Origin of the sequence: Gemmata algarum, assembly GCF_034097035.1 — a bacterium.
GTDB classification, from domain to species: Bacteria; Planctomycetota; Planctomycetia; order Gemmatales; family Gemmataceae; genus Gemmata; species Gemmata algarum.
The window spans coordinates 1-25,826 of sequence record NZ_JAXBLV010000194.1; the positions used below are offsets into that span (position 1 = coordinate 1).

Genomic DNA, 25,826 nt, shown 5'->3' on the forward strand with positions numbered 1-25,826 from the left:
TGCCGACCAGCGTGACGAATTGCATCGCCCTCAACCCACCCCCCCGGCCCCCCTCGTCATGCTCGCCGGCCCTGCCAGCGAAGCTTCCGCGGGCCGACGGGAAGGGAGGGGGGAGGTTGCGCTTGAGAGGCCAAAACGGAATCGGAAGCGCAAGTTGTCTTTCTCCCCCCTCCCTACAGGGAGGGGGGCTGGGGGGGTGGGTGACCCCGTTCGCCCGCCCGTGCCGCACCTCGTTACCGGTCAAAAGCTCACCGAGACAAAAGCCGCGCTGGTGCAGCGCCTCCGCCGCGACATGACGCCCGCCGAGCAGTTTCTTTGGTCGCGTCTGCGCGGGAACCGCCTTCGCGGCCTCCATTTCCGCCGCCAGCAGATCGTTCACGGGTTCGTCGCCGATTTCTACTGCCACGCCGCCGGCGTCGTTGTGGAAGTGGACGGCGGCGTTCACGACACCCAGGTCGAATACGACGCGGCCCGCGATCAGGCGTTCGCCGCGCTTGGCCTGCTTGTCCTGCGGTTCCGCAACGAAAATGTGACCGAGAGCATCACGACCGTCCTTGATCGCATCGGCGCGGCCTGTACGGAACGCATCACAGCAGCTACGGGATCACCGGCCGGATGAGTGCCCGCCTGTCTTGCTCCCCTCCCTTTAGGGAGGGGGTGGGGGTGGGTCTTCGGAGCGAGTTTACCATGATCCAAATCGACACCGTCACGAAGCTCTACGGCCCCAAGGTCGCGGTGCGGGACCTCACCCTGCACGTGCCCGCGGGCGAGCTGTTCGCGTTCCTGGGGCCGAACGGGGCCGGGAAGACCACCACCATCAAGATGCTCTGCGGGCTCCTGTTCCCCACCACGGGGAGCGTTCGCATCGGCGGGTTCGACGTGCGCGCCCAGGGCGACCAGGCCCGCGCGCTCGTCAGCTACGTGCCCGACCAGCCGTTCCTGTACGAGAAGCTCACCGGCCGCGAGTTCCTCCAGTTCACCGCGGACCTGTACGGGATGCCCCCGGGCCGGTCCGCGGACAAGATCGAAGAGGTGATCGAGCTGTTCCACCTCAACGAGTTCGTGGACGACCTCACCGAGCGGTACTCGCACGGGATGCGCCAGCGCACCGTGTTCGCCGCGGCGCTGGTCCACGAGCCCAAACTGCTCATCGCCGACGAGCCGACCGTGGGGCTCGACCCGAAGAGCATCCGCGAGCTGAAAACGCTGCTCCGCCGGCTCGCGTCCGAAGGGATGACGGTGTTCCTCAGCACCCACACGCTCGACATCGCCCAGGAGCTCGCCGACCGCATCGGGATTCTGGACCGCGGCACGCTCCTCGGGTGCGGCACCCTGACCGACCTGCGCAAGCAGGCCGCGATGGACGGCAGCCTGGAAGACCTGTTCATGAAGATCACCGAGGAAGACGCGCCGCAGCCGGCGCTGCCCCCCGCGTAGCGCGTCCCACCCGGCCCGCCCCTCACACCCACCGGTGGCCCATGTCCTCAACCATCGACGCCCGGCCGGCGGCGCCCGCGCAAGCGGCCCTGTTCCGGCGCCTGCGGCTGCAACTGTTCCGCAACGGGCTGCGCGTCGCGCTCGAGAACGGCCGCGTGCGGCTCGTCACCATGATCGCCACCAGCGCCGTGGTCGCGGCGTTCACGTTCGCGGTCAGCCTGTACCTGTTCAACCAGCTCCGGGTGAACAACATCCCGTTCAAGGGGGCCATCGTCGAGGCGCTCTTCGAGCTGCTGTTCTTCACGCTCGGGACGATGCTCATCTTCTCGACCGGCATCATCCTCTACGCGAGCCTGTTCACCAGCCCCGAGGCGCGGTTCCTGCTGTGCTCGCCGGCCCGCGCCGACCAGATCTTCGCCACCAAGTTCCAGGCCGCGGTGACGTTCAGCTCGTGGGGCTTCGTGATCCTCGGCGTGCCGATCTTCGTGGCCTACGGGCTGATGTCGGGCGTGCCCTGGTACTTCTACCCGCTGCTGCCGCTGTACCTGCTCGGGTACGTCATCCTGCCGGGCTCGGTGTCGGCCGCGGGGTGCCTCCTGCTGGTGCGGTACATGCCGCGGAACCGCAAGCAGTTCTTCGCGCTCGTGGGGCTCGTGGTCGCCGCCGGGCTGCTGTTCTGGGGGTACCGAATTCTCGTGGGGTTCCGCCGGTCGCTGGTGAGCAGCGGGCGGGAGCTGGACGACCTGATCGGCCAGTTCGACCTGCTCCGCAGCGGGTTCTCGCCGAGCCACTGGATGACCCGCGGCGTGATGGCCGCGGCCCGCGGGGACCTCACCGCCGCACTCGTCCCGCTGGCCCAGGTGTGGAGCAACGGGCTGCTGTGCTTCCTGGGCGCGGCGTGGGTCGCGGGGCGCGTGTACCGCACCGCCTACGACCGCCTCTCCGCCTTCGGGCGCGACAAGAAGGTCTACAAGACGAGCCCGCTCGACCGGCTCATGGAGGCGCTGGTGTTCTACCTCGACCGCCGCACCCGCGTGCTGGTGGTGAAGGACTTCCGCACCTTCCGGCGGGACCCGACCCAGTGGGCCGTGCTGGCCATCTTCGGGGTGCTGATGCTGATCGGGGCCAGCAACTTCCGGCAGTACTACTCCGCCGACCTCGGCATCATGGACAAGTACGCCATCAGCCTCATGAACCTGAGCGGGACGGCGGTCCTCCTGTGCGCCGGGCTGAGCCGGTTCGTGTTCCCGCTGATCTCGCTGGAGGGGCGGAAGTTCTGGATCCTGGGGCTCACCCCGGTGAGCCGCGACCAGATCCTGTGGGGCAAGTTCGCGTTCGCGGCGACCGGCTCGCTGGTCGTGGCCGAGGCGCTCATCCTGACCAGCGACGCGCTCCTCGGGCTGCCGCTCGAAGGGCTGGCGCTGCACGCGGCGGCGGTGGCGGTGGCGGCCCTGGGGCTGAGCGCGCTGAACGTGGGCCTGGGCGCGTACCTGCCGACGTTCCGCGAGACGGACCCGTCGAAGATCGTGGTCGGGTTCGGCGGCACCGTGAACATGGTGACCGGGCTCGCGTTCCTGGTCACCGTCATCGGCGTGATGGTGGTGCCGTTCCACGTGGCCCAGCTCGCGAAGGGCGCGACCGCCGGCGCGGCCAAAATCAACCCGTGGGTGTACGCGGGCATCCCGGTGGGGCTGGTTCTGGGCGCGGCGGCGGTGGTGCTACCGCTCCGCGCGGGGGCGAAATCGCTCCGCGAGATGGAGTTCTGAGCGCGGGACCGGACCGGAAGGCGTTTTGACAGGACCAACGGAATAAGCAGGTGCCGACGGCGCTTCGGAATGAAGAAGACAGGGAGGAAGCAGTTTTTGACAGGATCGACAGGATGGACAGGATTTAAGACAAGCACTGTTCTGCGGTCTTTGAAATCCTGTTCATCCTGTCGATCCTGTCAAAAACTGCTTCCGTCTTGAGCGGGCGTTACAGCGTCTTGAGGTACTCGATCACCTGGGCGCGTTCCTCGGCGCTGAAGTCGTCGCCGTAGGTGTGCCCCGCGTTGCTGCGGCCGGGCTTGGACGTGTCGTAGATCTTCCGCGCCTCGTGCGGCGCGAGGTTCGCGGGCGCGGCGCGCAGCTCGGTCACCTTCCAGCCCACGTTCACCTTGTCGTAATCTGCCTCGTCAGTCTTGTAGCTGCGGGTGTACAGTTTCGGCCGCGCCTTCGAGTTCAGGACGCCGTCGAGGGTGGGCACGCTCGCGTTGTGGAAGTACGGCGCCGTGGCCCAGACGCCGTCGAGCGGCGGGGCCTGGTAGCCGTCGGTCCAGCGGAGCCGCTTCCCGTTCACGAACCACCCGCCGCTCTCCTCCTTCCCGAACCACGACTCCGAGTACTCCTTGCCGTACTCGGCGCTGATCCCCTTGTGCCGCGTCGGGTCGGTGCCGATCTCCGCGAGCGGGATCACCTTGTTCGGATACGTCCACTTCGCGCCGTAGGTGCCGTGGCACGTGGCGCAGTGCTGTTTGAAGAGCGATTCGCCCTTAGCGGCTTTTTCCCGCTCGATCGGGAACGGGTACTTCGGCGGTTCGAGGTTCGCGAGGTACGCGGAGATGTCGCGGAACGCCGGCTCGTGCTTGTCGAAGTCCTTCGCGGTGGTGAGCGGGTGCATCATGAACTGCATCAGCGTGCGCACCGACCGGGCGTCGGTGGCCCCGGTGTAGTAAATGGTGCGCTTCTTCTTCATCAGCCACCACGCGGGCACGTCCTCGCACAGGTCGTCGCGGAGCCCCAGCTCCTTGCGCGGGGTGCGGAGGCTGAGGTCCGGGTTGCGGAACCCGAGCAGGTACACCCCGAACCCGCCGGCCTCGGTGGTGCCGCGGACGTTCGAGAACGCGAACGGCAGCTTCGGCGTCAGCCCCTCGGCCCGCGCCAGGTCCTCGAACAGCGATTGAATGTCGAGCGTGCTGTTCCCGAGCCCGACGTAGCTCCGACCGAAGATCGAGCCGCCGTGGCACAACATGCAGTCGATGCCGACGCCGGTGTTGAGGAGCAGCGGGGCCTTGCGCAGCCCCATCGGCAGCCCGTCGTTGGGGTACGGCGCGGCGTGCAGCCCGTAGCGCTCCATGACGGCCCGGTCGTAGTCCGCCGGCCGCTCGCCCACGCCCCAGCTCTTCCAGGCGTTGGGGAGCGCGAGCCGGGTCCAGAACGCCGGGATGAACGCGGTGCGCGTGAGCGCCTGGTAGCCGCGTTCCGCGGGCGCGGGAGCCTTCTCCGCGGCGCCCGCCGGCGCCGCAACCGAAACCGCGAGCAGCGCGACGGCGAACCGTGTCATCACTTCCTCCTGCGGGCCACCGGACGTGGGGCATTTTACCCGACGCGAGCGCCAGCTCCAATCTCCTGCGGAGCGCGCGGGCGAAACGCTGTGCCCGGGGCGCGTGCCGCCCGCCCCGCCTCCGAACGGAGCACCCCGACGGTTCGCACCACTCTTGGCCCGCGCTCCCGCTACTCCGTCGGTGCGTCGGCGACGACCTTGTCGAGCGTGATGCCCAACTCGCGCAGCTTGGTGCGGAGCGTCGTGCGGTTGATCCCGAGCAGGTCGCTCGCCTGCGCTTGGTGCCCGTGCGTGCGCCGCAGCGCGCGTGTCAACAACTCGCGCTCGACCAGCGCCGTCACACGGGCGTGAACGTCCCCGGCCCCGTCCCGGAGCATCGCCTCAATGGCGCCGGTCAGGTCGAACGGCGCGGTGCCCGCGGCGGGTTCGGCGCTCGCGGCGGGGGCCGCGCCCCGAGCGACCAACCCCGGTAGGTCGGCCGGCGCGAGGACGTGCCCCACGGTCTGATACACGGCGGCGCGAACGCAGTTCTGGAGCTGGCGCACGTTCCCCGGCCAGTCGGCCCGCTGGAGCAGGTCGAGCGCCTCGGGGACGAACCCGCGGACGTCGCGGTTCGCCTCCCGCGTGTAGCGGAACAGGAAGTGGTGCGCCAGCTCCGGGATGTCCTCGCGCCGGTCGCGCAGGGCCGGCACGTGGATCGTCACCACCTTCAGCCGGTAGTACAGGTCGTGCCGAAACTTCCCCTCGGCGATCAGCTTTTCGGGGTGCTGATTGGTCGCCGCCAGCACCCGCACCCGGGTCGCGATCGCTTGGCTCCCGCCGACCCGCTCGAACGTCTGGTCCTGGAGCAGGCGCAGCATCTTCGCCTGTGCCGCCAGCGGCATGTCGCCGATCTCGTCGAGCAGCAGCGTGCCGTCGCCGCACTGCTCGAACTTCCCGACCCGCTGCCGGTCGGCGCCGGTGAACGCGCCCTGCTCGTGGCCGAACAGCTCGCTCTCCACGAGCGTGTCGGGGATGGCGGCGCAGTTGATCGCCAAAAACGGCCGGGCGGCCCGCTTCGAGTGCGAATAGATGGCCCGCGCCACCAGCTCCTTGCCGGTGCCGCTCTCGCCCAGAATGAGCACGCTCGCGTCCTGCGGCGCGATGCGGCCGATCAGCTTACACATCTCCTGCATCACGGGTGAGCGCCCGATGATCCGGTCCTCGCCCGGGTCGGTGGGCAGCGCCGCCGGCTCGCGCATCAGCCGCGCGGCCTCGAACGCCCGCCCGAGGACCGCGCTCATCTGCGCCAGATCGACCGGCTTCGTGAGGTAGTCGAACGCCCCGCGCTTCATGGCCTCGATGGTGGTTTCCATGGTGCCGTAGGCGGTGATGACCACCACCGGGCGCCGCGGGTCGGCGGCGCGCACCTTCTCGAACAAGTCGAGCCCGGTGCCGTCGGGGAGTTGCAGGTCGGTGACGATGACGTCCGGCCGGTCGCGGCCGACGGCCGCCCACCCCTCTGCCACCCCGCCCGCCGTGAGCACCTCCACGTCCGGCCCGGAAAACGCCCGGCGGAACGAGTGGCAGATGATCGGCTCGTCGTCTACAACCAGGAGCTTTTGCATGGTACTCGGTACGAGCGGGGAGTGAGGGGCGGGGGCGGGCCGTCGTCTGCGCCGCGGTTGCGCTCACTCGTCACTCCCCGCTCCCTTCGGGAGTGTGAGTGCGAACATGGCCCCCCCTTCGGGCCGGTTCGTGGCGGTGAGCGCGCCGCCGTGGTCGCGGGCGATGCGGCGGGCGACGGTCAGCCCGAGCCCGGTCCCCGTCGGTTTCGTGGTCGCGAACGGCGTGAACAACTTCCCCATCGTCTCCGGAGCGATTCCCGGGCCGGAGTCGCTCACGGTTACGGTCGGGGCGCCGTCCGGCGCGCGTTCGACCCGCACCGAAACGTTCCCGCCCGCGGGCGTCGCGTCAACGGCATTAAACAGCAAATTCGTGAGCAGCGAAAGCATCTGGTCGCGGTCCGCGGAGACCGCCAGCGGAGTGGCCGCCCGTTCGACCTTTACGGCAACGGGTTTGCGCTCCGCTCGGGCGCGGGCGCGGTTGACGGCCTCGGACACCAGCGCGCGCAGGTCGTGCGGGCGGCACTCGAGCGGCGGGGTGCGGGCGAAGTCGAGCAGCCCCTGCACCGTGCGCTCCATGCGCACGATTTCCTGGCGGATCAGGTCCAGGTCTTCGTCCGTGAGCGCGGCCCGGTTCGCCGGCCGCAGCGCCCCCTCGACGAGGAGCTTGATCCCGGTGAGCGGGTTCCGCACCTCGTGCGCAACGCCCGCCGCGAGCCGCCCCACCGCGGCCAGTTGCTCGGCCCGCAGCAGGTCGCGCTCCTGGTCCTGCAACCGCCGGCACACTTCCGTCACCCGCTCCACCACCCGGTCGAACTGTTCGCCCAGGTCGGCGGTCGGCGGGTCCACCGACAGCGCGCCGACCTCCTGATCGAGTTGCGACTGAACCGCGCGCACCCGGACCGACAGTTGCGCGGCCCGGCGCCGCTGCCCGCGAGCGGTCGCGTACCCGGTCACCAGCCCGCCGAACGCCCCCGCGGACCCCAGCGCCAGCAGCACCCGCCCGGCCCACGCGGTGTCGGCCTCGCTCCGGGCCAGCCCGGCGTCCATCCGGGCGCGCTGCCGGTCGGACAGTTCGCGGCACGGCTGGAGCAGGTCGCGCATGGGGTGCGCGTCCGACCACCGGACCAGTTCGGTCAGGGTCGTGATCGGCCCCGCCGGGGCGCCGGGGCCGAGCTGCTGCTTGTACGTCGCGTAGTCGGATTCAATGACCGCGAGCAGCCCCGCGTCCTCCGCGGTGATGTCGGCGCGGATCGCGGCGAGCGCGGCGTCGGCCTGGGCGGTGTCGCGGCGGACGACCTCGCGCCGCGCGCCCGTCGGATCCGCGGCGCACACGACGGAGTGGAACCGGAGGTGCCGCAGTTGCACCTGGAACTCGTCCGCCGCCTCCATCCGCGCCGCGTCGTGCCGCACCGCCCGGGCCAGGTCGCCCTGGAGCCGGTTGATGTACCAGGTGCTCGCCAGACAGGCGGCTGCGAGTAACCCGCCGAGCGCCACGAACGGCCACGAGGACCGCGCGAACAGGAACTGGCTCATCGTGCCCCTCGGAACGCCCGTTACGGCCGGAACCCATTTTATCCCCGCGGGGGCTGAAAGCGCGCGGCGCCGGGGCGGTATGAGAAGCGAGCTTTTCGGCCCCGACCGCCCGAATCGGCCCCGCGGCGTTGACACCGGCCCGCCGGCCGCCGAAACTGATCCCGTTGCCACGCACACCACGCACGGAGTGAACCATGCTGAGCCTGTTCGCGCACCACGCGGAGGCCTTCTTCAAGGTCGAGATCAACGGCCGCGACTACCCGGACGGGATGACCGAGCACGCGATCTTCGCGGCCGTCGCGGTGTTCGTGCTCGGGATGATGAGCTACGGCATCTACGCCGGCGTGCGCGACTTCCGCCGCTGGCGCCGCCCGGTCGAGGTGAAGGCGTAAGTGGAACACCCGGCATGGGGCGCGAGCCCCGTGCCGACGAGGCTCATCGGCCCGTCGGTTTAGCCCGTCGCTCTGCGCACGGATCGAGAGGGAAATTCGCGCGAGCGGCACCCGGCACCGCGGTCAGCGCCCGCGGCGCTTCCGTTTGCCGCCGTCGCGCACCTTGCGCTTGAGCCGGAACTCGGCGCTACCGTGGTACGTGGCCAGCACCGCCCCGGCGCCCGCGTAGTGGTCGAACAGGTCGAACACCACCGCCTCCTCGTCGGGCCACGGGTAGGCGAAGATCACGTCCATGTCGTCGATCTCGAGTTCCAACTCCTCGTACGCCTGGTCGCCCTCGGTCGCGAGCCAACTGTACGCTCCGGCGCGGTGGACCCGGTCCTCCGCGCCGGGCGGCACGAAGCTCCCGTGGATCAGTTCCACCGACAGGTCGTAGTCCTCGGCGAGTTGGAGCCCCTCATCGACCAGCGCGCTCTCGATCTCGATGCCGCAGGCGTCGAACCCGACCATCTCCGCCAGCCCCGCGACCACCCCGAACCCGCACCCCCACTCGCAGAACCGCTGCCCGCGCAGCTCGTCGCTCTCGGCGAGGGCGCGGAGCACCTTGTACGCGGTCTCGTAGTCGCACGGCACGAACGCCGGCACCCGGCACGCGAGCTGGAACCGGTCGATCCGGCGCTCGGCGTCGCGCAGGAACTTGCGCACCGCGGGCGGCGGGTCGTCGTCCGAAACCGGCACCAGCAGTTCGCGCAGTGACATAGAATCGGACCGCGGGGGAAACGAGTTCGCGTTCGTCGCGGGAATTTTGCGCCCGGGCGGAAGCGGGTTATTAGGATGGAGGAAGTTGTTATACTGGTTCCCGGAACGACGAGGTCCGCGATGAGTGACGAGCAACCCGGTCCGCTCACGGTAGATCAGCGCCGGGCGATCTTCAAGGCCCTGGTCGACGCCCAGGACGGCGGCGCCGGGGTGGCGGCGTCGCGCACCACGGTGGCCGGCAAGTTCGAGGTCACCGAAGATCAGGTGCGCGACATCGAACGCGAGGGCATGGCCCAGCAGTGGCCGCCCCTCGGCTGAGGGCCTTCCGCATGACGGTCACCGACGAGCAGGCGTTCCTCGGCGCGATCCTCCGGCACCCGGACGACGACACGCCCCGGCTCGTGTTCGCCGACTGGCTCGACGAGCGCGGCACGGGCGACGACCCCGCCCGCGCCGCCCTGATCCGCGCGCAGTGCCGGCTCGAAACCCTGCCCGAGGGCAAGGAGCGCAAGGCCGCCGAGAAGGAAACCAAGGCGCTGCTGCGGGCGCACGCGCGGCGCTGGACCGCCCCGCTCCGCGGCGCCTCGCTGGGCGAGAACTGGACGTTCCGCCGCGGCTTCATCGACGGCTGCTCGATCTCGCCCACCAGCTTCGTCAACCACGCCGAGCTCATTTTCCGGCACGCCCCGCTGCTCCGGACGGTCCGCTTCCCGTACGCGAAGGGCGAGGTGGACGGCCTCGCCGCGTGCCCGTTCCTCGCCCGGCTCGCGGCGGTCGACCTGCAACAGATGTGTACCTGCGGGCAGTGCCCCATCGACGTGGAGCTGCGCGCCCTGTTCAAGTCGAAGCACGCGAGCGGGCTGTCGCGGCTCGGCGTCGCGTTCGACCGGATCGACGCGGACATGGCCCGGGCGCTGGTCGCGTCCGAGCCGCTGCGGCGCCTCGCGGCGCTCGACCTCTCGGGCAACCCGCTCGGGGAGGCCGGCGTGCGGGTGCTCGCAGGCGCGCGGCACTTCACCCGGCTCGCCGAGTTGACCCTCAACGTGACCGAACTGGACGCGGCGGCCGTGGCCGCGCTGGGAACGGCCCACCTTCCGGCGCTCACGAAGCTGAGTGTGGTCGGCAACAACCTGCGGCCGGGGGCGGTTCGAGCCCTGGTCGCCGCCCCCCTGTTCGCGCAACTCGCGGAACTGGACCTGTCGGACAACCGGATCGGCGAGGGCGGCGCCGCGGCGCTCGCCAAGCTCCCCGCGGCCGCGCCGCTCAAACTGCTGGACGTGCGCCGCAACGCGCTGAGCGAGAAGGCGATCCGGGCGCTGAAGGCGCGCTTCGGCAAGGGCGTGTGGGTCTGATTCGCGATCCGGATTGGTGTGTCTGTTTCTTGTGGCACAGACATTCCGGTCTGTGCGGCGCGTTAAGGCCGCACAGACCGGAATGTCTGTGCCACAAAGCCAACAACTACGTCCGATACCGTAAATCGAACCGGGCGCGCATCTGTTCGGTCGCTTATCAGCCGGCCCTACTTCGGCCCCTTCCGGTTCCGCGCCGCGGCCTGGCGCGGGACCGCGCCGACCGGCAGCAGCTTCGGCCGCGGCACCACCGCCCCGACGATCCCGCCGTGCGCCTCCCACAGCTCGCGCGCGCCGGCCCGCAGGAACGCGAACGCGGCCGGGGCCGGGTGGTCGGCGAGGTAGTCGTCCACCAGTTCCCCCATCCGCTCGTCGTACCGGTCCTTCGAGTGCGAGTGAACGGCGTACCGGCCCGGGTGCCGGCGCAGGTCGCCGTTGAAGCTCGGGGCCATGTGGTACAGCTCGTGGAACACCGTGATCAGCTTCTCGCGGAACGTCTGGTCTAGGAATCGGGGCAGGCAGAACGTGAGCACGTACAGCATCTCGCGCCCGTCCACGAAGAACCGCTGCACCTGGTAGTCCGTGGGGCCGTGGGAGCGGGTCAGCGCGCCGTCGCGGAACCGCAGCGGGGTGACGCGGGCCTGGAGCCCGTACCGGCTGCGGTTGCGGCTCGGGGTGAACGACACCAGCACCCGCGGCATGTGGACGTGGCGCAGCTCCTCGCACCGGGCGGCGACGTCCGCGCACAGCGCGGACATCCGGGCGCTGAAGTCGAACGCGGCCCCGGCGCGACCCGGGGCGGGCGGCCGCACGCCGTCGGGAACGACCCACCGAGAGGGGAGTGGGTGCCGGTCGTCCCAGCGGAGCTCCAGCGGGAGTGTGCGGGCGCTGTGCCGTGTGCCTGGCATCCGTCGGTCCGGCGTGGGACGATTGGTGGTCAGGGTGCCATGCTAGGGCGGAACGCGGGCCGGGTCAACACGCGCCCGGCCCGCGCCCGCACGACCCCGAAATTTGTCTGAAGCCTCACGCCCGGATCAACCGATAGAAGCAGCGTTCACGGGCGGCGCCCGCGCGGGAGTCGCGGACCGTCGTTCGGCACGTAACGGGAGCGAGGATACAGATGCGAACCAATCGGCGCTGGCTGGCGAGCGTCGCGGCCTTGCTCGGGCTGACACTGACCTGTTCGAGCGGCTGCCAGACGGTGATGGGCGGGATGACGCTGCCCAGCGGGCGGTACCTGGACCACTACCCGCAGTACTTCGCTCCGGACTCGGCGCACCCGCTGCCGCGCGAGCTGGCGAGCCAGGAAGACCCGGCCGGCGAGGCCCGGCGCGGCGCCGTCCCCGGGGCCGCGGCCCCGGTCGCCCCGGCCGGCCCGGTTCCCGGCCAGCGGTAGTTGGGGATGAGGGGTTAAGGAGTGAAGAACGCCGCTCACACACGATCCGGTCACAGGTGCCTGTTTTCGTTTTGTTTTTGTGGCACAGGCGCCCACCACCCGAACCGTGAACGAGGCCGGCCTTCTTCGCTTCTTTCTCCGTGACTGTTTCGTGTTTCACATTGGGTCGCGGGACGAACGGGCCGGCCGTTCGACCGGAGCGCACGGACGCGCTCGCCAGCCAGCGTCGGCCGAGTTAAATCGGAACCCGCGCGCCCGGTGAAACACGGAATCGGTCGCTCCTCACTCCAGAGCCATTGAACGTTTCATCTTGGCGAAATGGGGGCGTGTGCTATTCCGTCCCTCCGCCGTCGCGATTGGGGCGCCGGGCGTTTGGCGTGCTTCGACGCCTCCCACCGGCCTGTTGGATGCGTTAGCCGCCGCTCCTGAACCACGAGATAACTCGGCTCCCATCCTCGCCCTGCGGTCGTCGGCATTCTCTTGAGGCGGCGCTCGCCCGGAGCGATCGCCCCAACGGGCCGCCGATTACGGCGGCGACTCCGCCTTGATTCTGGGGTCTCCGCGGCGACGATAGCCCACGCGGATCAATGCGGCACGCATCGGCTCGCGCACGCCGAAGCCGACAACCACGCGCGATACGCAGGTTGACCGCTCGACTACACGAGGCGATCAACCTCCACACTTCGCCACAGCGAAACTTTCAATAGCCCTGGAGCCCTGAGCCCTGGTCTGCGGCCCTTGCGGGCCGCGCTCTGGCCTTGTCGCGTTCGGGTTCGTTGGGCTATGAACACGTCGTTGGCATCCAACATTCGGTCCGGTTCTGCCGAGGTCCCGTGATGGTTTGGCACGTCCTGATGCTGCTCGTCGCGATCGCGTGCGAGACGGTCGCCACCGGGCTGCTCAAGCTGTCCGACGGGATGTCCCGGCTGTGGCCCAGTGTGGGGATGCTCGCCGGGTACGTCGCGTCGCTGTTTCTTCTGTCGGTGGTCCTCAAGTCGATGCCCGTCGGGCCGGTGTACGCGGTGTGGTCGGGGCTGGGTACGGCGGTCACCGCGGTCGTCGGGGTCTGGGCGTTCGGGGACCGGCTTTCGAGCGGCGCGTGGCTCGGCTTGGCCCTCGTGATTAGCGGCGTCGCGCTGCTCTCGTACCACCTCCCGCGCCACGACTGACCACCCGCTTCGCACACCGGAGTGACCCTCGATGCAAACGCTCGCAACCGAACCGCGTCTCAGGCGCGGCGCGTCCGTCCGCGGCCCCGAGTTCCGGTTCGTTCCCGAGGTCCGCGCGGCGGACCTGGCCCGCGCCGGCGGGTTCGGCCGGCGTTCCGGCCCGGTGCTCGTCAAGGGGGCCGTGACGGCGTGGCCCGCCTGGGAGCGGTGGTCGTTCGAGTCCCTCGCGGGGTTGCGCAAGCCGGACGGCTCGGAGGCGGTCGCGCGGTTCATCACCGGCGTCGTCGAGCAGGGCGCCACCCGTGAGCAGTTCGACGCTCCCGTCGGCCCGTATTTGCGCGACCTGTCTCGCACCGCGGAGCGATTTGCGGGGGACCGACCCGCCGGGGGCTTGCTGCCCGCGCGCCGCCGCGCGGAGGTCGCCCCGGGCGACGGCTTTCACCTCGACTGGGGCCACCTCGGCACGTTCGAGCCGGACCGCGTGTACCTGTCGCAGTGGGAGATCCTGCGCGAGTTCCCGGAGCTGCGCCGCGACTTCGCGATCCGCGACCTGTGGCCCGGGCGGCGGCTCACCTGGGAGTACGTGTTCGTCGGCCCCGCGAACACCGTCACCGGCTTCCACTTCGACTTCCCCGATAACTGGTTCTGCCAGGTGCGCGGCACGAAGGAGGTGCTCCTCGTGACGCCGGAGCAGTCGCACCTGATGTGCCCGTCGCGCAAGTTCGACTGGGGCGCGACGCTCAGCGCGATCGACATCACCCGGCCCGGCGCCCAGCCCGAGTGGGCGTCGTTCGAACGGGTGAACGGACTGTACGCCCGCGTGGAGGCCGGCGACGCCCTGTTCATTCCCAAGGGAACTTGGCACGCCGTCGTGGCGCTCGAGCCGTCGGTCAGCCTCGCGGTGTTCGGGCTCACCCCGTGGGAAGTGGCGTGGAACGGCGGCCGGGCCGAACTGAAGCGCCTGCTGCACAACCTGGGGCTGTACCGCCGGGGCGACTGCGCGTGCCACCGCGCGCGGTGACCCGGATCAGTACTTCAGCTCGAACTGGACGGCCAGGAACCGCGCGGGCGCCAGGTCGGTGCGGTTCCGGCCGCGGAACCCGAACCCGCGGCTCTCGACGAACAGCCGGTCGAACGCGTACCCCGGCGTGAGCGTGAAATCGACGTTCTGGTGGACCCGCCACCCGAACCCGGCTTCGAGCCGCTTCTCGTAGAAGAACAGTTGCCGGTGCTGGCCCCTCCGGCCGGCCCGGAACCACGTCTGGTTGGTCCACTCGAACGCGGTGAACAACCGCCACTGCTCCGCGGGGTGGTAGCTGGCGCGGGCCAGCACGTCGGTGAGCGCCCCGTAGTTGAACTCGAACTGCCACTCCCGCGTCGGCCGGTAGTCCACCGAGACGAAGGGGAACCCGACCACCGCCGTCAGCCGGTCGGTGTGGAACTCGTAGGCCACCCCGGGCACCGGAATGTTGCGCCCGAGCTGCCCGTTGCTGGTACTCACTACGTAGAACAGCCAGCCGTTGCGGTCGCCGTCGGCCCGGCGCGCGAACGCCAGCGCCGACAGGGTCATTTCGCCCAAGCTGTTGAACGGCCGGTCGCTCGCGCTGCCGACGTTCAGCGTGGCACCCCAGCTCCAGTCGGCGCCGAGTTGCCCCACGTACCCGCCCCCGGCCTGCACGTCCCACAGCGACCGCGGGAATGCGACCCGGTCCGTGGGCAGCAGCGCGTTCGTGCGGATGTCGAGCGCGCGGACGGACGCGTCGGCGAAGACGAGATCGTCGGTGGATTCGTACACCGGCAGGGTGAGCCCGAACTGGTAGTTGGACAGCCCCATCGAAGCGCGCTGCCCGCGGACCGCCGCCCGCGGGCTCCACGAGTACCCGAACCCGTCGGGCACCCCCACGCTCGCGCCGAGGGCGTCGAGCGTCGAACGCAGAGTCGGCGAGATCCCGCCCCCCGGCGCGCCGGGAGCGGGATCGGGCGGATCGAGCTGCGCGCTCGCCGGTCCGGCTGCGAGCAGGAGGCCGGCGAGGGCGAGGAGGGGGCGAATCGGCACGCGATGGGTCCGTCCGAGGGGCCGGGTCACTTCACGCCGGTCAGTTCGAGCACCACCTTGTACCCGTCCCACTTCATTTCCTGGCGGATCACCCGGCCGTTCGCGTCGAACCACCACTCGGCGGCGAGGTCCTTGCCCGTGACCTTGAACCGCATGCCGTCAATGGTTTTGCCGTTGAGGGCGACCCGGCACGTGCCGAGCGGCTCGACCTTCGCGGCCGTTTCCGACCCGTCCTCCACGTCAAACACCACCGTTTGGCGGGGCTTGTCCCCGGCCGGCACGCGGACGCCGGTCGAGGTGAGCGCGTCGGCGGGGACGAGTTTGCTCTCCTTACCAATGGTGGCTTTCAAGCCGCGCTCCGTGGCGACCGCCGAGACCGTGTGTTTCTTGCCGTCGTCGTTGGCCCGGGCGGTGACGGACACTAAACGCCCGCCCTTCCACACCTCGGTGCTGTTCAGCTCGTAGGTGTACGTGCCGATCAGCGTCTTCACTTTGATCGCGGCTGCGACGGCGACGGTCTCGGTGCCGTCCGCGCCGGTGGCCGTCGCGATCGCGTACGTACCGCCGGGTTTGCCGTCCACGGTGACCGCGAACGTGCGCACCTCGTCGGCGGTCGCGGCCGCCGGGGCGCCGGCCAGTGCGGCCGCGACGAGAAGCGCCGTGGCCGCGCCCCGGCGGCCCACACGCACGAACAGGCACGCCGCCCGCGCGGCACCGACCTTCACGTTGTTCCGACCAATCATCAGGCCCCTCCGGGTGCGCGTCCTGGCATGGCGGTGGAGTGATACCCCGGGGCGGCACCCCGTGCCAATATCAAACGACGGTGACGAATCGGTGTTGCACCGCGGGAGCCGTTCCGTTAATGAGTGCGTTCTCGCTCGGTCATTGGTAGCCCCCGGCGCCATGCCCCCGGCTGCCCGCCGGGAACCCGCCGCCGGCTGCCACCCCGCTCCGACGAACCGCCGCCATTCTCGTCTCCACCGTGCCCGCACGGCATCGGGAGTGGCGCGGACCGAGTTCCGGAGTTCACGCGGAAGCGGAGCCGGCGCCCTCTTGCGGTCGTTCGACCCGGGCGCCCGCGTGCCGACGATGGCACGCTTGGCCCGCCACGCGCTCCGCCCGCCTGCGGCGGACCACTGGGGGTAGCACGGATGCGACGCAGTATCTCGAAGCACAGCAACATCCTGATCACTGGTACGACCGGACTAATCGGCGGGGAGATTCTCCGTCGACTTCTCGCCCGCGGGCACCGCGGGCGGGTTTGGGCGCTCATCCGCCCGAGCGGCGGCCGCACGCCCGCGGAGCGGCTGCACGAGCGGCTCGCCCGCAGCGGCGAGTTCTTGCGCGCCGACGCGGCGGACGCGGTCGCGGGTGACATCCTGGAACCGTTTTGGGGGTTGTCCGAGTCCGACCGGGCGCAGATCACCGAATCGGTTGACGTGATCGTTCACAACGCCGCCGACACGTCGTTCGCGGCCCACCGCGACACGGCCACCACGAACGTCGCGGGGGTGCGCCGGTTGATCGAGTTCGCGCGGGGGTGCCGCCGCGCCCCGCTCATCGCGTACATGAGCACCGCGTCGAACGTGGGCCGTGAAACGGGGCGGTGCCTGGTCGAGGACGACGGCTGCCGTCCGACCAACGAGCACTTCAACGACTACACGCACTCGAAGGCCGTGGGCGAGCAAGAGCTGCGCGACAGCGGGCTACCGGTGCTCACCTTGCGCCCGACGATCGTGCTGAGCGCCGACCTGCCGGACCCGGTGTTCGCGCGACAGATCCTGTGGTGCGCGCCGCTCACCCGGGCGTTCGGCGCGCTGCCCATCGACCCGAACAGCCGGCTCGATCTCGTGGACGTGGGGTTCGTCGCCGAGGCCACCTTGCGGCTGCTCGAGTGCCCGAGCCGGGAGCACGATTGCTACCACCTGTCCGCCGGGGCCGCCGGGTGCGTCACGGTCGGCGAACTGGAGCGGATCGTCGCCCGCGTGAACCGGCGCCGCACGCCGCTGCGGTTAGTGCCGCCGGCCGAGTGGCGCCCGTCGCTGCACCGGACCGCGGTGGACACGCCGCTACGGAAGCGGGTGTTCCGCTCGCTCCGGCACTACCTTCCGTTCCTGAACATGGATGTGGTGTACGACGACGCGCGCCTCCGTGCGGTGGTGCCGGCTGCGGAACTGCCGGTGCGACCGTCGGGCGAGTACCTGCCGGAACTGCTCGCACTGATCCGCGAGAAGGCAGCGCTACAAGAGGCGTGCCTCCCGTAGTTCCAGAGCCTTTTGGGTGTGTGAAGCCCGGCGTCGTGATCTTGACGACGCCGAACCGCGAGTACAACGTGCGCTTCGAGGGCCTGCCGGCGGGTACGCTCCGCCACGCGGACCACCGGTTCGCGTGGCCCCGGGCGCGGTTCGCGGGGTGCTGCGCGAAGGTGTGTGAGGCGCACGGGTGCGCGGTCCGGCTCGACCCGCTCGGCGCCACCGATGCAGAGGTCGGGGCGCCGAGCTAGGTGGTGACGTTCACGCGCACGTAAGCGTTCCGGTCAGCCGCATCACCTTCGCCAAAGTCTCTGGCAGTGCGTCAACCGGACCTGAATCGCCGCACGCAGGAAAACTGTGACCTCGATCTGCCTGCTGAGGTCGGATCAACGGTCTGCTCAAATGAAGTAGCTCTGTGCGTTCGCAGCGATTCACCGTCGGCCTCGGAGGCAGATCATGCTGAACGTCACCCGCGAACTGGTCGATGGCATTCGTGCGGCCTCCCCTTGCGCGAGCGCGGCCTGGGTTCTCGCCCGCACTCGCGTCGCGATTGTCGCGCGGCACGGCGGCCCGGAAGACGCCGACGCGCTGCTCGAATTGTTTCTCGAAGACCCGGCCGATTACAGACGCGCAGGCGTACTCGACGCGGTCATGCGGCGCGGCACCCGCGGCACGGCCCACAAGCTCGCGTCCGCGTGTCTCGCCGGCGGGCGGTTGCGGGAAGGCGTTCAGGAACAGGTGCTACACGCGCTCGGCTTCCTCGGCTACGCGGCAGCACGCGACACTCTCTGGCAGTACGCGGTGGGTGAAATTGAAACGAGCTACGACGGGCAAATGGGCGCGGCCCTTGGATTGCTGAGCCTGTCGTGCGACGGGCTGGAACGAGAAATCGAGTCCGCGGCTCGGGCGTGTGCTGGTAAGAACCTTTTCCCAGAGTTTCTCCCGATACTCGCGCATAAGGTCGGCAACCCGGAGCTGCTTCCGCTCCTCTTCGATATGGGACAGACGACCGCGTCCACCGACTGTAACGGCGGGTTGGTGTATGGGATCGCGCTGTTCGGCGAAACCGGGCGCCCGTACTTCGATCGGCTCCTTTTCGACTCCCAATGGGAGACACACGGACCGGGCACCGGTACGGGTGGATGGACCTACCACGGGTTTCGGCACCTTGGCGGTAGTGTCGCCGAGGTCGCGCGTCAGCTACGGGCGTGCCACTCGGCGATGTCGTATGAGAGCTGGGAGTACCGCGTGCGTGTGTGGCTCGAACTCGTGCAACACTGGTTCGACGATCCGCTCCCGCCACACTGTAACGTGGGTTACACCCCGGAGCGAGCCGTGGATGTGTGCTCCGGCGCGTTCGACCGGTCTTCGGCTAACGGAGACGATTCGCTCAGCGGCTTGGTTCGTGACAAGGGTTGGGTTTCAAGGCACGAAATCTACGCTCTTCGCACTCGGCTGGAGGACCGAATCATGTCAGAAGAAGCCAGCCGTGCATTCGCGGTTTCGAGCTGATACGGTTCTCAGGAAACGCCGTGCGTCACAACACGTGCGGTGCGTTCTCCAAACGGTGTGGAAGGGGCATTCTGTGCGAGTGCCGTAGTCAACGCGGGCACAGCTTTAACAATTCTGGCCGGAAGCGCAAGTTGGGGTAGTGAGGGCGTTCAACTGGCACAACTGACCGCCGAACTCCAACGGAGCGAATCCGATGAACGCCCTACTCCTTTCGATGACGCTGACCGCCCCGGCCCACCCGCCCGCGTTTCCCCCTCCGCCCCCGCCGGTCGTTGTCGTGCGGCCCCGCCCGCCGATTGTGGTTGTCGCCCCGCGCCCGCCAATCGTACTGGTGCCGCCGCGTCCGCCCGTGGTGGTTGTTCCGGTGTCGCCCCCGCCGGCGCTGTACCCGCCGGCGGACCTTTCCGTGCCGGTGGAGCCGGTCGCGCCCGCGGCGCTCACGCTGGGCGAATTCTCCCGGTACTTCACCCCGACCCCGGGCAAGCACGACGTGTGGGTGGTTCACCCGGTTACACGGCAGCCGGTGAAGGTGTGCTTCACGCTGCCCCCGGGGAAGCTCAGGGACTTTGAAGTCGATAAGCGCTCGATCCGGTTCGAGTTCGTCGGCGGGCGTGAAGTGGAGATCGAGTTCCGGAACAACGGCACGGTGCGGGTCGATTACGGCGATTGACGATAGCGGCCGGCGGATGTGGTCATCACAACGAGGTCGGGGCGCCGCTCGTGGCGCCCCGACCTCGTTGCATTGGAGTCATCCACTGACACGGCAGATGAATCGCAACTTCGCAGCGTTGGGCGGAACTCCTCTCACGTCCGTGTGCAGTCTTACTGGTACGGAAGTGTCCTAACTGACAACCGCGGCGCCACGGCTCGGACGCGCGGTGTGTGCTGTACCTTGTGACACGGGGCCGACACACTTCAAACAAGGCACGGCGCGCCGGTTGCTATGCCCATCCCCGAACAAAAGGGTATCAGGGTGCGTCGTCCGGTTCGTCGGTGAACCGCGGCACGATCTGGAGTTCGCGCAGCCGCCGTCGCAACGTTTGACGAGCAACGCCGAGCACCTTGGCGGCCTGGAACTGGTTCCCGCGGGTGTACTCCATCACGAGCGGGAGCAGGATCTTATCGAGTTCGCGGTGGGCCTCTTCGTGCAACGATTCCGAACCCTCGGCCAGTCGGCGGCCGATGAACTCGGCCAGTCCGGCGGTCGGGGCCGCTGGCAGCAGGGCCGTGGGCGGCTCGACCGGCAGTTCGGGAAGCATCGCCGGCAGCAGCACCGACCCGACCGCTCGCAGCAGTGCCTGCTTCAGCACGCTCTGGAGCTCCCGGAGGTTACCGGGCCAGGAGTACGCCCGCAGCCGGTCCAGCGCGTCCGCGCTCACATCTCGAACGTCCCGCCCCAGCTCCCGGCCGAACCGGCGGACGTAGTACCGGGCGAGCAGCGCCAGGTCGTCCCCGCGCTCGCGGAGCGGCGGCAGGTGGACCGTGAACACCCCGAGCCGGTAGTACAGGTCGGCCCGGAACGTCCCGTCCGCCGCCCGGCCCTTCAGGTCGCGGTGGGTGGCGGAAATGATTCGCACGTCGGTGGTGACCGTTTCGCCGCCGCCGACCCGCTCGAACGTCTGCTCCTGGAGCACCCGGAGCAGTTTCGACTGGAGCGCCAGCGGCATGTCCCCGATCTCGTCGAGGAACAGCGTTCCGCCGTTGCACTGCTCGAACCGCCCGATCCGGCGCCGGTCGGCGCCGGTGAACGCGCCCTTCTCGTGTCCGAACAGTTCCGATTCCAGCAGCGGTTCGGGGATCGCCGCGCAGTTGAGGGCCAGGAACGGCTTGTCCGCCCGCTTCGAGTGCTGGTAGATCGCCCGGGCGATCACCTCTTTGCCGGTGCCGCTCTCGCCGGTGATCAGGACCGGCACGTCCTGGGCGGAGACCCGGCCGACCGCCTTGTACACCTCGCGCATCGCCGGGCACGCCCCGACGATGGCGCCGCCCCCGTCCTCGTCCGGTGGCGCCTCGGTGAGTACGGCCGGCTCGCGCATCCGCCGGCCCACCTCGACCGCCTCGCCGATCACGCGCCGGAGCTGGGCCGGATCGACCGGCTTGAACAGGTAATCGAGGGCCCCGCGCCGCATCGCCTCGATGGCCGCGTCGGCGGCCTTCGACAGCGTGACGAACACGACCGGCACCCGCGCGTCGAGCGCCCGGATCTCCTCGAACACCTCCAGCCCGGTGCGGTCCGGGAGCCGCAGATCGAGGAGCACCGCGTCCGGCCGCTCGGCCCGGACCTGGGCCACCCCCTCCGCGCCGGTCCGGGCCACCTCGACCCGGTTGGCCGGGAGCGGGAACGCGTGCCGCACCTGATCGGCCAGCAGTTCGGGGTCGTCGTCGATGAGCAGAACGTGGGCCATGTGGCTCCGGAGCGGTAGCGGGCGGAGAGGTGTGAGAGCTACCGTCAGTATCCGCACTCCCGCTGCGGCTGTCCACCCGGCGGCGGGGCCGCGCCGCCGGTCCCGAACCGAGCACTCAGCGATTGCCGATCATGCGACCGGAACAGCATACTGACCTGATGGAGAGCTTACGCACCGGTCGGCGGAGGGGGTACGCCGTCGCGGTCGCCGCGACGGTGGTTACGGCGCTGGTCCGGTGGGCCGTTTGGCCCGTCCTGCACGACGACGTGCCCCACATGGGGTTCTTCCCGGCCGTGCTGATCGCGGCCTACTACGGTGGGCTCGGCCCCGGCCTGCTCGCCACCGCCATCGGGGCCTTCATCGCCAACTTCGCCCTGACCCCGCCGCACTTCGAGCTCAGCATCAAGAGCATCAACGCGGCCGTCGCGCTGCCGATGTTCCTGCTCGTCGGGGCGATGATGAGCGCCCTGTGCGAGTCCCTCCACCGCACCCGGTTGCGGCTCGTGGCCGAGGAGCGGGCACGGGCGGCGACGGCCGTTCAAGACGCCGAAGACCGGTTCCTCCATCTGGCCGAGAACATCCGCGATATCTTCTGGGCGCTCGACCCCGCCGGGCGCCCCGTCTACGTCAGCCCTGCTTATGAGGAGGTGTGGGGCCGCTCCCGGGAGGAACTGTACCGGTCCGCGGCCGGCGCCTGGCTGGGCACCGTTCACCCGGACGACCGCTCCGGTGCGACCGAACAATTCGACCACGTTCGGCGGGGGGCGCGCACGGACCGCGAGTTCCGCATCGTCCGCCCGGACGGCGCCGTCCGGTGGGTCCGGCTCCGCTCGTTCCCGCTCGGCGATGAGGCCGGCCGGGAGCCGCGGGTGGCCGGTCTGTGCGAGGACATTACCGAGCGGAAGCGCGCCGAGGGCAACCTCCGGGAGAGCGAGGAGCGGTTCCGCGGGACCTTCGAGAACGCCGCCGTCGGGATCGCCCACTGCGACCCGGAGGGCCGGTTCCTCCGCGTCAATCAGAAGCACTGCGACATCCTCCGGTACCCGCGGGAGGAGCTGATCGGGCTGGACTTCCGCGCCGTCACGCACCCCGACGACCGGACCGGGAGCGGCACCCAGTTCGAGCGCCTGATGCGCGGCGAGGTCCGCAGCTACTCGCTCGAAAAGCGCCACGTGTGCAAGGACGGGGCGGTGAAGTGGACCGTGGTGACCGTCTCGGCACAGCGCGACCCGGTTCAGGGCACCCTTCACAGCATCGGGGTGGTCGAGGACATTTCGGAGCGGAAGCGCCTGGAGGGTGAGTTGCTCGTTGCAAAAGAAGCGGCGGAGGCGGCCAACCGGGCCAAGGACGAGTTCCTGGCGAACGTGAGCCACGAACTCCGCACCCCGATGAACGCCATCCTCGGGATGACCGAGTTGGTGCTGGAGACGGAGCTGCGTGAGGACCAACGGCAGTGCCTCGCGACCGTGAAGTCGGCCGCCGATAACCTGCTCGGCATCCTCAACGACCTGCTCGACTTTGCGAAGATCGAGGCGGGTAAGCTCGAGCTCGACCCGACCGCGTTCTCCCTTCGGGCGGTGGTCGGGGACACCCTCCGCGCGCTGGCCGCGCGCGCCCACCGGGCGGGGCTGGAACTCGTAGGCGACGTTCACCCGGCGGTGCCCGACGCGCTGGTGGGGGACCCGGGCCGGCTGCGGCAGGTGCTGTTCAACCTGATCGGGAACGCGATCAAGTTCACTCCGGCGGGCGAGGTGGTCGTCGGCGTCGAGCCCGCCGACCCGCCAGACATCGGGGGACCTGCCGTTCGGTTCACGGTTCGGGACACCGGCATCGGGATCAAACCCGAGAAGCTCGACCGGATCTTTCACGCGTTCGAGCAGGAGGACACATCGACCACCCGGCGGTACGGCGGCACCGGGCTCGGCCTCACGATCTCGGCCCGGCTGGTCGCACTGATGGGCGGCGCAATTGGGGTGGAGAGCGAGCCCGGGCGGGGGAGCACGTTCGCGTTCACCGCCCGGTTCGGCCGGTGCGCCCGGCCCTCTGGTGTCGAACTGATCCCGACGCCGGAGGCCCTACGCGGGCTGCGGGTGCTCGTTGTGGACGACAACGCCACCAACCGGCGCATCCTGTCCGCCACCCTCCGGAACTGGCAGATGTCGCCCGACACAGCCGGGGACGCCGCCGACGCGACGGCCGCGCTATGGCACGCCGCCGGTCAGGGGCAACCGTACCCGCTCGTGGTCCTAGACGCCCGGATGCCGGGGACCGACGGGTTCAGCCTCGCGGCGCGGATTCGGGAGGCGCCCGCGCTGGCGGCCACGCGGATCGTGCTGCTGACCTCCGGTGATCGGCCGGACGACCCGGCCCGTTCGCGCGAACTCCGGATCGACGCGCACGTCCTCAAACCGATCCAGGCCGACCTGCTGCTCGGCGTGATCCGCCGGGTGATGCGCACTTCGGCCGAGCCGGTGCCCGAACGGGAACCCGAGCGGCCGGCCACGGGGGCGCGGGCGCTTCGTGTTCTGGTTGCCGAAGACAACGAGTTCAACGCCCGGCTCGTCGAGGAACTTCTGGTCCGCCGGAGACACCGCGTTCAGGTCGTGGCCGACGGGCGCCAGGCCCTGTCACGCGCCGGCACAAACGATTTCGACGTTCTGCTCCTCGACGTTCACATGCCCGAGTTAAACGGGTTCGAGGTGGTCCGGGCGCTCCGGGCCGCCGGCAGCCGGTTGCCGGTGATCGGGCTGACGGCTCGGTCCAGGCCCGAGGACCGAGAGCAGTGCTTGGCTGCCGGCATGGACGACTTCCTGACCAAGCCCGTCCGGCTCCCCGATCTGCTGGCCGCGATGGAACGGCTCGTTCCGGCCGCCGCGCCTAGGGTCCCGGCCGGGCTCAGCCCGGAGGTGCTGCTGGCGGCGTGCGACGGCGACGCCGGGCTGCTCGGCCGGCTGTGTCAGTCGTTCCGGGACCGCGCGCCCGGGCACGTGGCGGCGCTAGTAGCGGCTCGCGAGGCCGCCGATGCCGCACGGTTACGGGAGACCGCCCACAAACTGAGCGCGATGCTCGCCACGTTTTCGACGGCCGCCGGGGAACTCGCGTCCGCGACCGAGGACCGGGCCGCTGCCGGGGAAGCGGACGCCGCCGCGGAACTGGCGGCGCAGGTCGAGCGCGCGACCGCGGCGCTGCTCCGGGCCGTGGACGGCCTGACGCTTGCCGATCTCTATACGCTGGCCGGGCGCGCTCCGACGAAACCGGAGTGACCAAGCTGACAACCGGCTGGCCACGGCCCGTGGTCCACTTGCGACACGGATTGAAGGCGGGTTCTCCTCGCAGGTCCGCGCGGAGCGTTTTTTGTTTTCCGTCCGGTGCCCGTGCTCCCTTTGAAATTGCAGGCCCACACCGGCGGTCGGGCGCCACATTTTGCCCGCTCCCGCGCGGAATCTACGGTCTGGCATCCGCGTTGCGATGGCACCACTGTTGGCTCACGAACCCGCGGGACGCAAACCCCGCTCTCGACATCGGAGCACCGATGGACGTTCACACTCCGCACGCGCCCGTCGCGCCGCGCCCGCCCCGCGCCCGTGTCGTCGTAGGGCTCGCACTGATCGGGGCTGTTCTCGCCGCAATCGGGGGGACGTTCGCGTACCTCCGCGGCTGGTTCACTCCGGGGCGCCTGACCCCGGACCGGTTCACCGACACCTTCGAACAGGTGGACGGCCCCCACCCGGGGTTCCGGCGGAACCACGCGAAGGGCGTGGGGGTGACGGGCCACTTCGACAGCAACGGACAGGGCGAGCGCCTGTCAAAGGCGCTGGTGTTCCGCCCCGGGCGGGTTCCGGTGATCGGGCGGTTCTCTCTGGGCGGCGGTCAGCCGTATGGAGCGGACGCGCCGGCCGCCGTGCGCGGGCTCGGCCTCCAGTTCACCCAGCCCAACGGGGAGCTCTGGCGGACCGCGATGATTAACCTGCCGATCTTCCCCTTCCGCACGCCCGAGGCGTTCCACGAGAACCTCGAAGCGTCGAAACCCGATCCCCAGACGGGCAAGCCCGACCCGGCCCGCGGGCAAGCGTTCCTGGCCCGGCACCCGGAAACCGCGCGGGTTCTGGGGGTACTGAAGGAACGGCCCACGCCGTCCGGGTTCGGTAACAGTGCGTACCACGGGCTGAACGCGTTCCTCTTCACCAGCGCGACGGGCACAGCGACGCCGGTTCGTTGGGAGCTGACACCGGAACAGCCGTTCGTCGCCGCCGATGCGGCACCCGGTCAACGCGACAAGAGCTACCTGTTCGACGACCTCATCACGCAGATCCAGCGACAGCCGCTCCGGTGGCGGCTGATTCTGGTCGTCGGCCAACCGGGTGATCCGACCGACGACGCCACAATTCCGTGGCCGGCCGACCGGGAACGAGTCGACGCCGGCACGCTGGTGCTGGACGGGGTGGAGAGCGATGACACGGCTCTATCTACGGACATCACCTTCGACCCGCTCGTGCTGCCCGCGGGCATCGCGCCCTCGAACGATCCGCTGCTCAGCGCCCGATCGGCCGTTTACGCGCGTTCGTACACCCGGCGCGCGGGTGAGCCGAAGCAACCGGCCGCGGTCACGCCGGCCGACGCCCGGGGAGGGAAATAACC

23 protein-coding genes are annotated in these 25,826 nt (G+C 69.9%); 15 read left to right on the forward strand and 8 right to left on the reverse strand.

Going from position 1 to position 25,826, the window contains the following annotated elements; genetic code table 11:
• Positions 1-271: 271 nt before the first annotated feature.
• The 3 genes from R5W23_RS20220 (at position 272) to R5W23_RS20230 (ending at position 3,203) form a co-directional block, all read left to right on the forward strand.
• A complete protein-coding gene (locus R5W23_RS20220; protein ID WP_320687848.1) occupies positions 272-619 on the forward strand; it encodes an endonuclease domain-containing protein in 348 nt (115 codons plus the stop codon).
• 68 nt (positions 620-687) lie between these two features.
• Entirely contained in the window at positions 688-1,437 is a 750-nt protein-coding gene (locus tag R5W23_RS20225) for an ABC transporter ATP-binding protein (RefSeq protein ID WP_261185244.1), read from the forward strand.
• 41 nt (positions 1,438-1,478) lie between these two features.
• Positions 1,479-3,203 carry a putative ABC transporter permease subunit gene (locus R5W23_RS20230; RefSeq protein WP_320687849.1) on the forward strand — a complete coding sequence of 575 codons (1,725 nt, stop codon included), beginning with the start codon at positions 1,479-1,481 and terminating at the stop codon, positions 3,201-3,203.
• Between the two features lie 208 nt (positions 3,204-3,411).
• Here R5W23_RS20230 and R5W23_RS20235 read toward each other — a convergent pair whose 3' ends face one another.
• The 3 genes from R5W23_RS20235 to R5W23_RS20245 all read right to left on the reverse strand — a co-directional run bounded on the left by R5W23_RS20235 (position 3,412) and on the right by R5W23_RS20245 (position 7,898).
• Positions 3,412-4,758, reverse strand: coding sequence for a c-type cytochrome (locus R5W23_RS20235; protein ID WP_320687850.1), 1,347 nt, complete (start codon positions 4,756-4,758; stop codon positions 3,412-3,414).
• Between the two features lie 170 nt (positions 4,759-4,928).
• Entirely contained in the window at positions 4,929-6,365 is a 1,437-nt protein-coding gene (locus R5W23_RS20240; RefSeq protein WP_320687851.1) for a sigma-54-dependent transcriptional regulator, read from the reverse strand.
• A gap of 63 nt (positions 6,366-6,428) precedes the next feature.
• Positions 6,429-7,898: a sensor histidine kinase gene (locus tag R5W23_RS20245; RefSeq protein ID WP_320687852.1), complete on the reverse strand. Its 1,470-nt coding sequence runs from the start codon at positions 7,896-7,898 to the stop codon at positions 6,429-6,431.
• 194 nt (positions 7,899-8,092) lie between these two features.
• On the opposite strand from R5W23_RS20245, the gene R5W23_RS20250 reads away from it, so the two are divergent.
• On the forward strand, positions 8,093-8,290 hold the full coding sequence (locus R5W23_RS20250; RefSeq protein WP_320687853.1) for a hypothetical protein: 198 nt from the start codon (positions 8,093-8,095) through the stop codon (positions 8,288-8,290).
• A gap of 123 nt (positions 8,291-8,413) precedes the next feature.
• Here R5W23_RS20250 and R5W23_RS20255 read toward each other — a convergent pair whose 3' ends face one another.
• Positions 8,414-9,049, reverse strand: coding sequence for a class I SAM-dependent methyltransferase (locus R5W23_RS20255; protein ID WP_010046777.1), 636 nt, complete (start codon positions 9,047-9,049; stop codon positions 8,414-8,416).
• Between the two features lie 120 nt (positions 9,050-9,169).
• Between R5W23_RS20255 and R5W23_RS20260 the strand changes: the two genes are divergently transcribed.
• Both R5W23_RS20260 and R5W23_RS20265 read left to right on the forward strand, forming a co-directional pair.
• Positions 9,170-9,367, forward strand: a complete 198-nt coding sequence (locus R5W23_RS20260) for a hypothetical protein (protein ID WP_010046775.1) — start codon at positions 9,170-9,172, stop codon at positions 9,365-9,367.
• Between the two features lie 11 nt (positions 9,368-9,378).
• Positions 9,379-10,401 (forward strand): TIGR02996 domain-containing protein, encoded by a 1,023-nt coding sequence (locus R5W23_RS20265; protein ID WP_320687854.1) that lies wholly within the window; start codon positions 9,379-9,381, stop codon positions 10,399-10,401.
• A gap of 167 nt (positions 10,402-10,568) precedes the next feature.
• Here R5W23_RS20265 and R5W23_RS20270 read toward each other — a convergent pair whose 3' ends face one another.
• Positions 10,569-11,306 (reverse strand): hypothetical protein, encoded by a 738-nt coding sequence (locus R5W23_RS20270; protein WP_261185228.1) that lies wholly within the window; start codon positions 11,304-11,306, stop codon positions 10,569-10,571.
• Between the two features lie 212 nt (positions 11,307-11,518).
• On the opposite strand from R5W23_RS20270, the gene R5W23_RS20275 reads away from it, so the two are divergent.
• The 3 genes from R5W23_RS20275 (at position 11,519) to R5W23_RS20285 (ending at position 13,984) form a co-directional block, all read left to right on the forward strand.
• A complete protein-coding gene (locus tag R5W23_RS20275) occupies positions 11,519-11,794 on the forward strand; it encodes a hypothetical protein (RefSeq protein ID WP_320687855.1) in 276 nt (91 codons plus the stop codon).
• 836 nt (positions 11,795-12,630) lie between these two features.
• The gene (locus tag R5W23_RS20280) at positions 12,631-12,963 is read left to right on the forward strand and encodes a DMT family transporter (protein WP_320687856.1); all 333 of its coding nucleotides are present in this window, start codon (positions 12,631-12,633) and stop codon (positions 12,961-12,963) included.
• A gap of 31 nt (positions 12,964-12,994) precedes the next feature.
• A complete protein-coding gene (locus R5W23_RS20285; RefSeq protein ID WP_320687857.1) occupies positions 12,995-13,984 on the forward strand; it encodes a cupin-like domain-containing protein in 990 nt (329 codons plus the stop codon).
• Between the two features lie 6 nt (positions 13,985-13,990).
• On the opposite strand, the gene R5W23_RS20290 is transcribed toward R5W23_RS20285, so the two are convergent.
• The gene (locus R5W23_RS20290) at positions 13,991-15,019 is read right to left on the reverse strand and encodes a hypothetical protein (protein ID WP_320687858.1); all 1,029 of its coding nucleotides are present in this window, start codon (positions 15,017-15,019) and stop codon (positions 13,991-13,993) included.
• Between the two features lie 26 nt (positions 15,020-15,045).
• On the reverse strand, positions 15,046-15,762 hold the full coding sequence (locus R5W23_RS20295) for a DUF6134 family protein (RefSeq protein WP_320687859.1): 717 nt from the start codon (positions 15,760-15,762) through the stop codon (positions 15,046-15,048).
• Positions 15,763-16,170: 408 nt separating this feature from the next.
• Between R5W23_RS20295 and R5W23_RS20300 the strand changes: the two genes are divergently transcribed.
• The 4 genes from R5W23_RS20300 to R5W23_RS20315 all read left to right on the forward strand — a co-directional run bounded on the left by R5W23_RS20300 (position 16,171) and on the right by R5W23_RS20315 (position 19,453).
• A complete protein-coding gene (locus tag R5W23_RS20300) occupies positions 16,171-17,283 on the forward strand; it encodes an SDR family oxidoreductase (protein WP_261185221.1) in 1,113 nt (370 codons plus the stop codon).
• Between the two features lie 35 nt (positions 17,284-17,318).
• Positions 17,319-17,522 (forward strand): hypothetical protein, encoded by a 204-nt coding sequence (locus R5W23_RS20305; RefSeq protein WP_320687860.1) that lies wholly within the window; start codon positions 17,319-17,321, stop codon positions 17,520-17,522.
• Positions 17,523-17,727: 205 nt separating this feature from the next.
• On the forward strand, positions 17,728-18,783 hold the full coding sequence (locus R5W23_RS20310; RefSeq protein WP_320687861.1) for a hypothetical protein: 1,056 nt from the start codon (positions 17,728-17,730) through the stop codon (positions 18,781-18,783).
• Positions 18,784-18,976: 193 nt separating this feature from the next.
• Complete coding sequence (locus R5W23_RS20315; RefSeq protein ID WP_320687862.1) at positions 18,977-19,453, forward strand: hypothetical protein; 477 nt, start codon at positions 18,977-18,979, stop codon at positions 19,451-19,453.
• A gap of 298 nt (positions 19,454-19,751) precedes the next feature.
• On the opposite strand, the gene R5W23_RS20320 is transcribed toward R5W23_RS20315, so the two are convergent.
• Complete coding sequence (locus R5W23_RS20320; RefSeq protein ID WP_320687863.1) at positions 19,752-21,188, reverse strand: sigma-54-dependent transcriptional regulator; 1,437 nt, start codon at positions 21,186-21,188, stop codon at positions 19,752-19,754.
• Positions 21,189-21,319: 131 nt separating this feature from the next.
• Between R5W23_RS20320 and R5W23_RS20325 the strand changes: the two genes are divergently transcribed.
• A complete protein-coding gene (locus R5W23_RS20325) occupies positions 21,320-24,451 on the forward strand; it encodes a PAS domain S-box protein (RefSeq protein ID WP_320687864.1) in 3,132 nt (1,043 codons plus the stop codon).
• A gap of 269 nt (positions 24,452-24,720) precedes the next feature.
• Positions 24,721-25,824 carry a catalase family peroxidase gene (locus tag R5W23_RS20330; RefSeq protein WP_320687865.1) on the forward strand — a complete coding sequence of 368 codons (1,104 nt, stop codon included), beginning with the start codon at positions 24,721-24,723 and terminating at the stop codon, positions 25,822-25,824.
• Positions 25,825-25,826: the final 2 nt, after the last annotated feature.

Excerpts from the sequence above, each read along its gene's own strand:
- R5W23_RS20275 (WP_320687855.1), top strand. The coding sequence starts at position 11,519 with ATGCGAACCAATCGGCGCTGGCTGGCGAGCGTCGCGGCCTTGCTCGGG.
- R5W23_RS20285 (WP_320687857.1), top strand. The coding sequence starts at position 12,995 with ATGCAAACGCTCGCAACCGAACCGCGTCTCAGGCGCGGCGCGTCCGTC.
- R5W23_RS20240 (WP_320687851.1), bottom strand. The coding sequence starts at position 6,365 with ATGCAAAAGCTCCTGGTTGTAGACGACGAGCCGATCATCTGCCACTCG.
- R5W23_RS20245 (WP_320687852.1), bottom strand. The coding sequence starts at position 7,898 with ATGAGCCAGTTCCTGTTCGCGCGGTCCTCGTGGCCGTTCGTGGCGCTC.
- R5W23_RS20280 (WP_320687856.1), top strand. The coding sequence starts at position 12,631 with ATGGTTTGGCACGTCCTGATGCTGCTCGTCGCGATCGCGTGCGAGACG.
- R5W23_RS20325 (WP_320687864.1), top strand. The coding sequence starts at position 21,320 with ATGCGACCGGAACAGCATACTGACCTGATGGAGAGCTTACGCACCGGT.
- R5W23_RS20235 (WP_320687850.1), bottom strand. The coding sequence starts at position 4,758 with ATGACACGGTTCGCCGTCGCGCTGCTCGCGGTTTCGGTTGCGGCGCCG.
- R5W23_RS20295 (WP_320687859.1), bottom strand. The coding sequence starts at position 15,762 with ATGATTGGTCGGAACAACGTGAAGGTCGGTGCCGCGCGGGCGGCGTGC.
- R5W23_RS20250 (WP_320687853.1), top strand. The coding sequence starts at position 8,093 with ATGCTGAGCCTGTTCGCGCACCACGCGGAGGCCTTCTTCAAGGTCGAG.
- R5W23_RS20330 (WP_320687865.1), top strand. The coding sequence starts at position 24,721 with ATGGACGTTCACACTCCGCACGCGCCCGTCGCGCCGCGCCCGCCCCGC.
- R5W23_RS20300 (WP_261185221.1), top strand. The coding sequence starts at position 16,171 with ATGCGACGCAGTATCTCGAAGCACAGCAACATCCTGATCACTGGTACG.
- R5W23_RS20320 (WP_320687863.1), bottom strand. The coding sequence starts at position 21,188 with ATGGCCCACGTTCTGCTCATCGACGACGACCCCGAACTGCTGGCCGAT.
- R5W23_RS20225 (WP_261185244.1), top strand. The coding sequence starts at position 688 with ATGATCCAAATCGACACCGTCACGAAGCTCTACGGCCCCAAGGTCGCG.
- R5W23_RS20310 (WP_320687861.1), top strand. The coding sequence starts at position 17,728 with ATGCTGAACGTCACCCGCGAACTGGTCGATGGCATTCGTGCGGCCTCC.
- R5W23_RS20265 (WP_320687854.1), top strand. The coding sequence starts at position 9,379 with ATGACGGTCACCGACGAGCAGGCGTTCCTCGGCGCGATCCTCCGGCAC.
- R5W23_RS20315 (WP_320687862.1), top strand. The coding sequence starts at position 18,977 with ATGAACGCCCTACTCCTTTCGATGACGCTGACCGCCCCGGCCCACCCG.
- R5W23_RS20260 (WP_010046775.1), top strand. The coding sequence starts at position 9,170 with ATGAGTGACGAGCAACCCGGTCCGCTCACGGTAGATCAGCGCCGGGCG.
- R5W23_RS20270 (WP_261185228.1), bottom strand. The coding sequence starts at position 11,306 with ATGCCAGGCACACGGCACAGCGCCCGCACACTCCCGCTGGAGCTCCGC.
- R5W23_RS20255 (WP_010046777.1), bottom strand. The coding sequence starts at position 9,049 with ATGTCACTGCGCGAACTGCTGGTGCCGGTTTCGGACGACGACCCGCCG.
- R5W23_RS20230 (WP_320687849.1), top strand. The coding sequence starts at position 1,479 with ATGTCCTCAACCATCGACGCCCGGCCGGCGGCGCCCGCGCAAGCGGCC.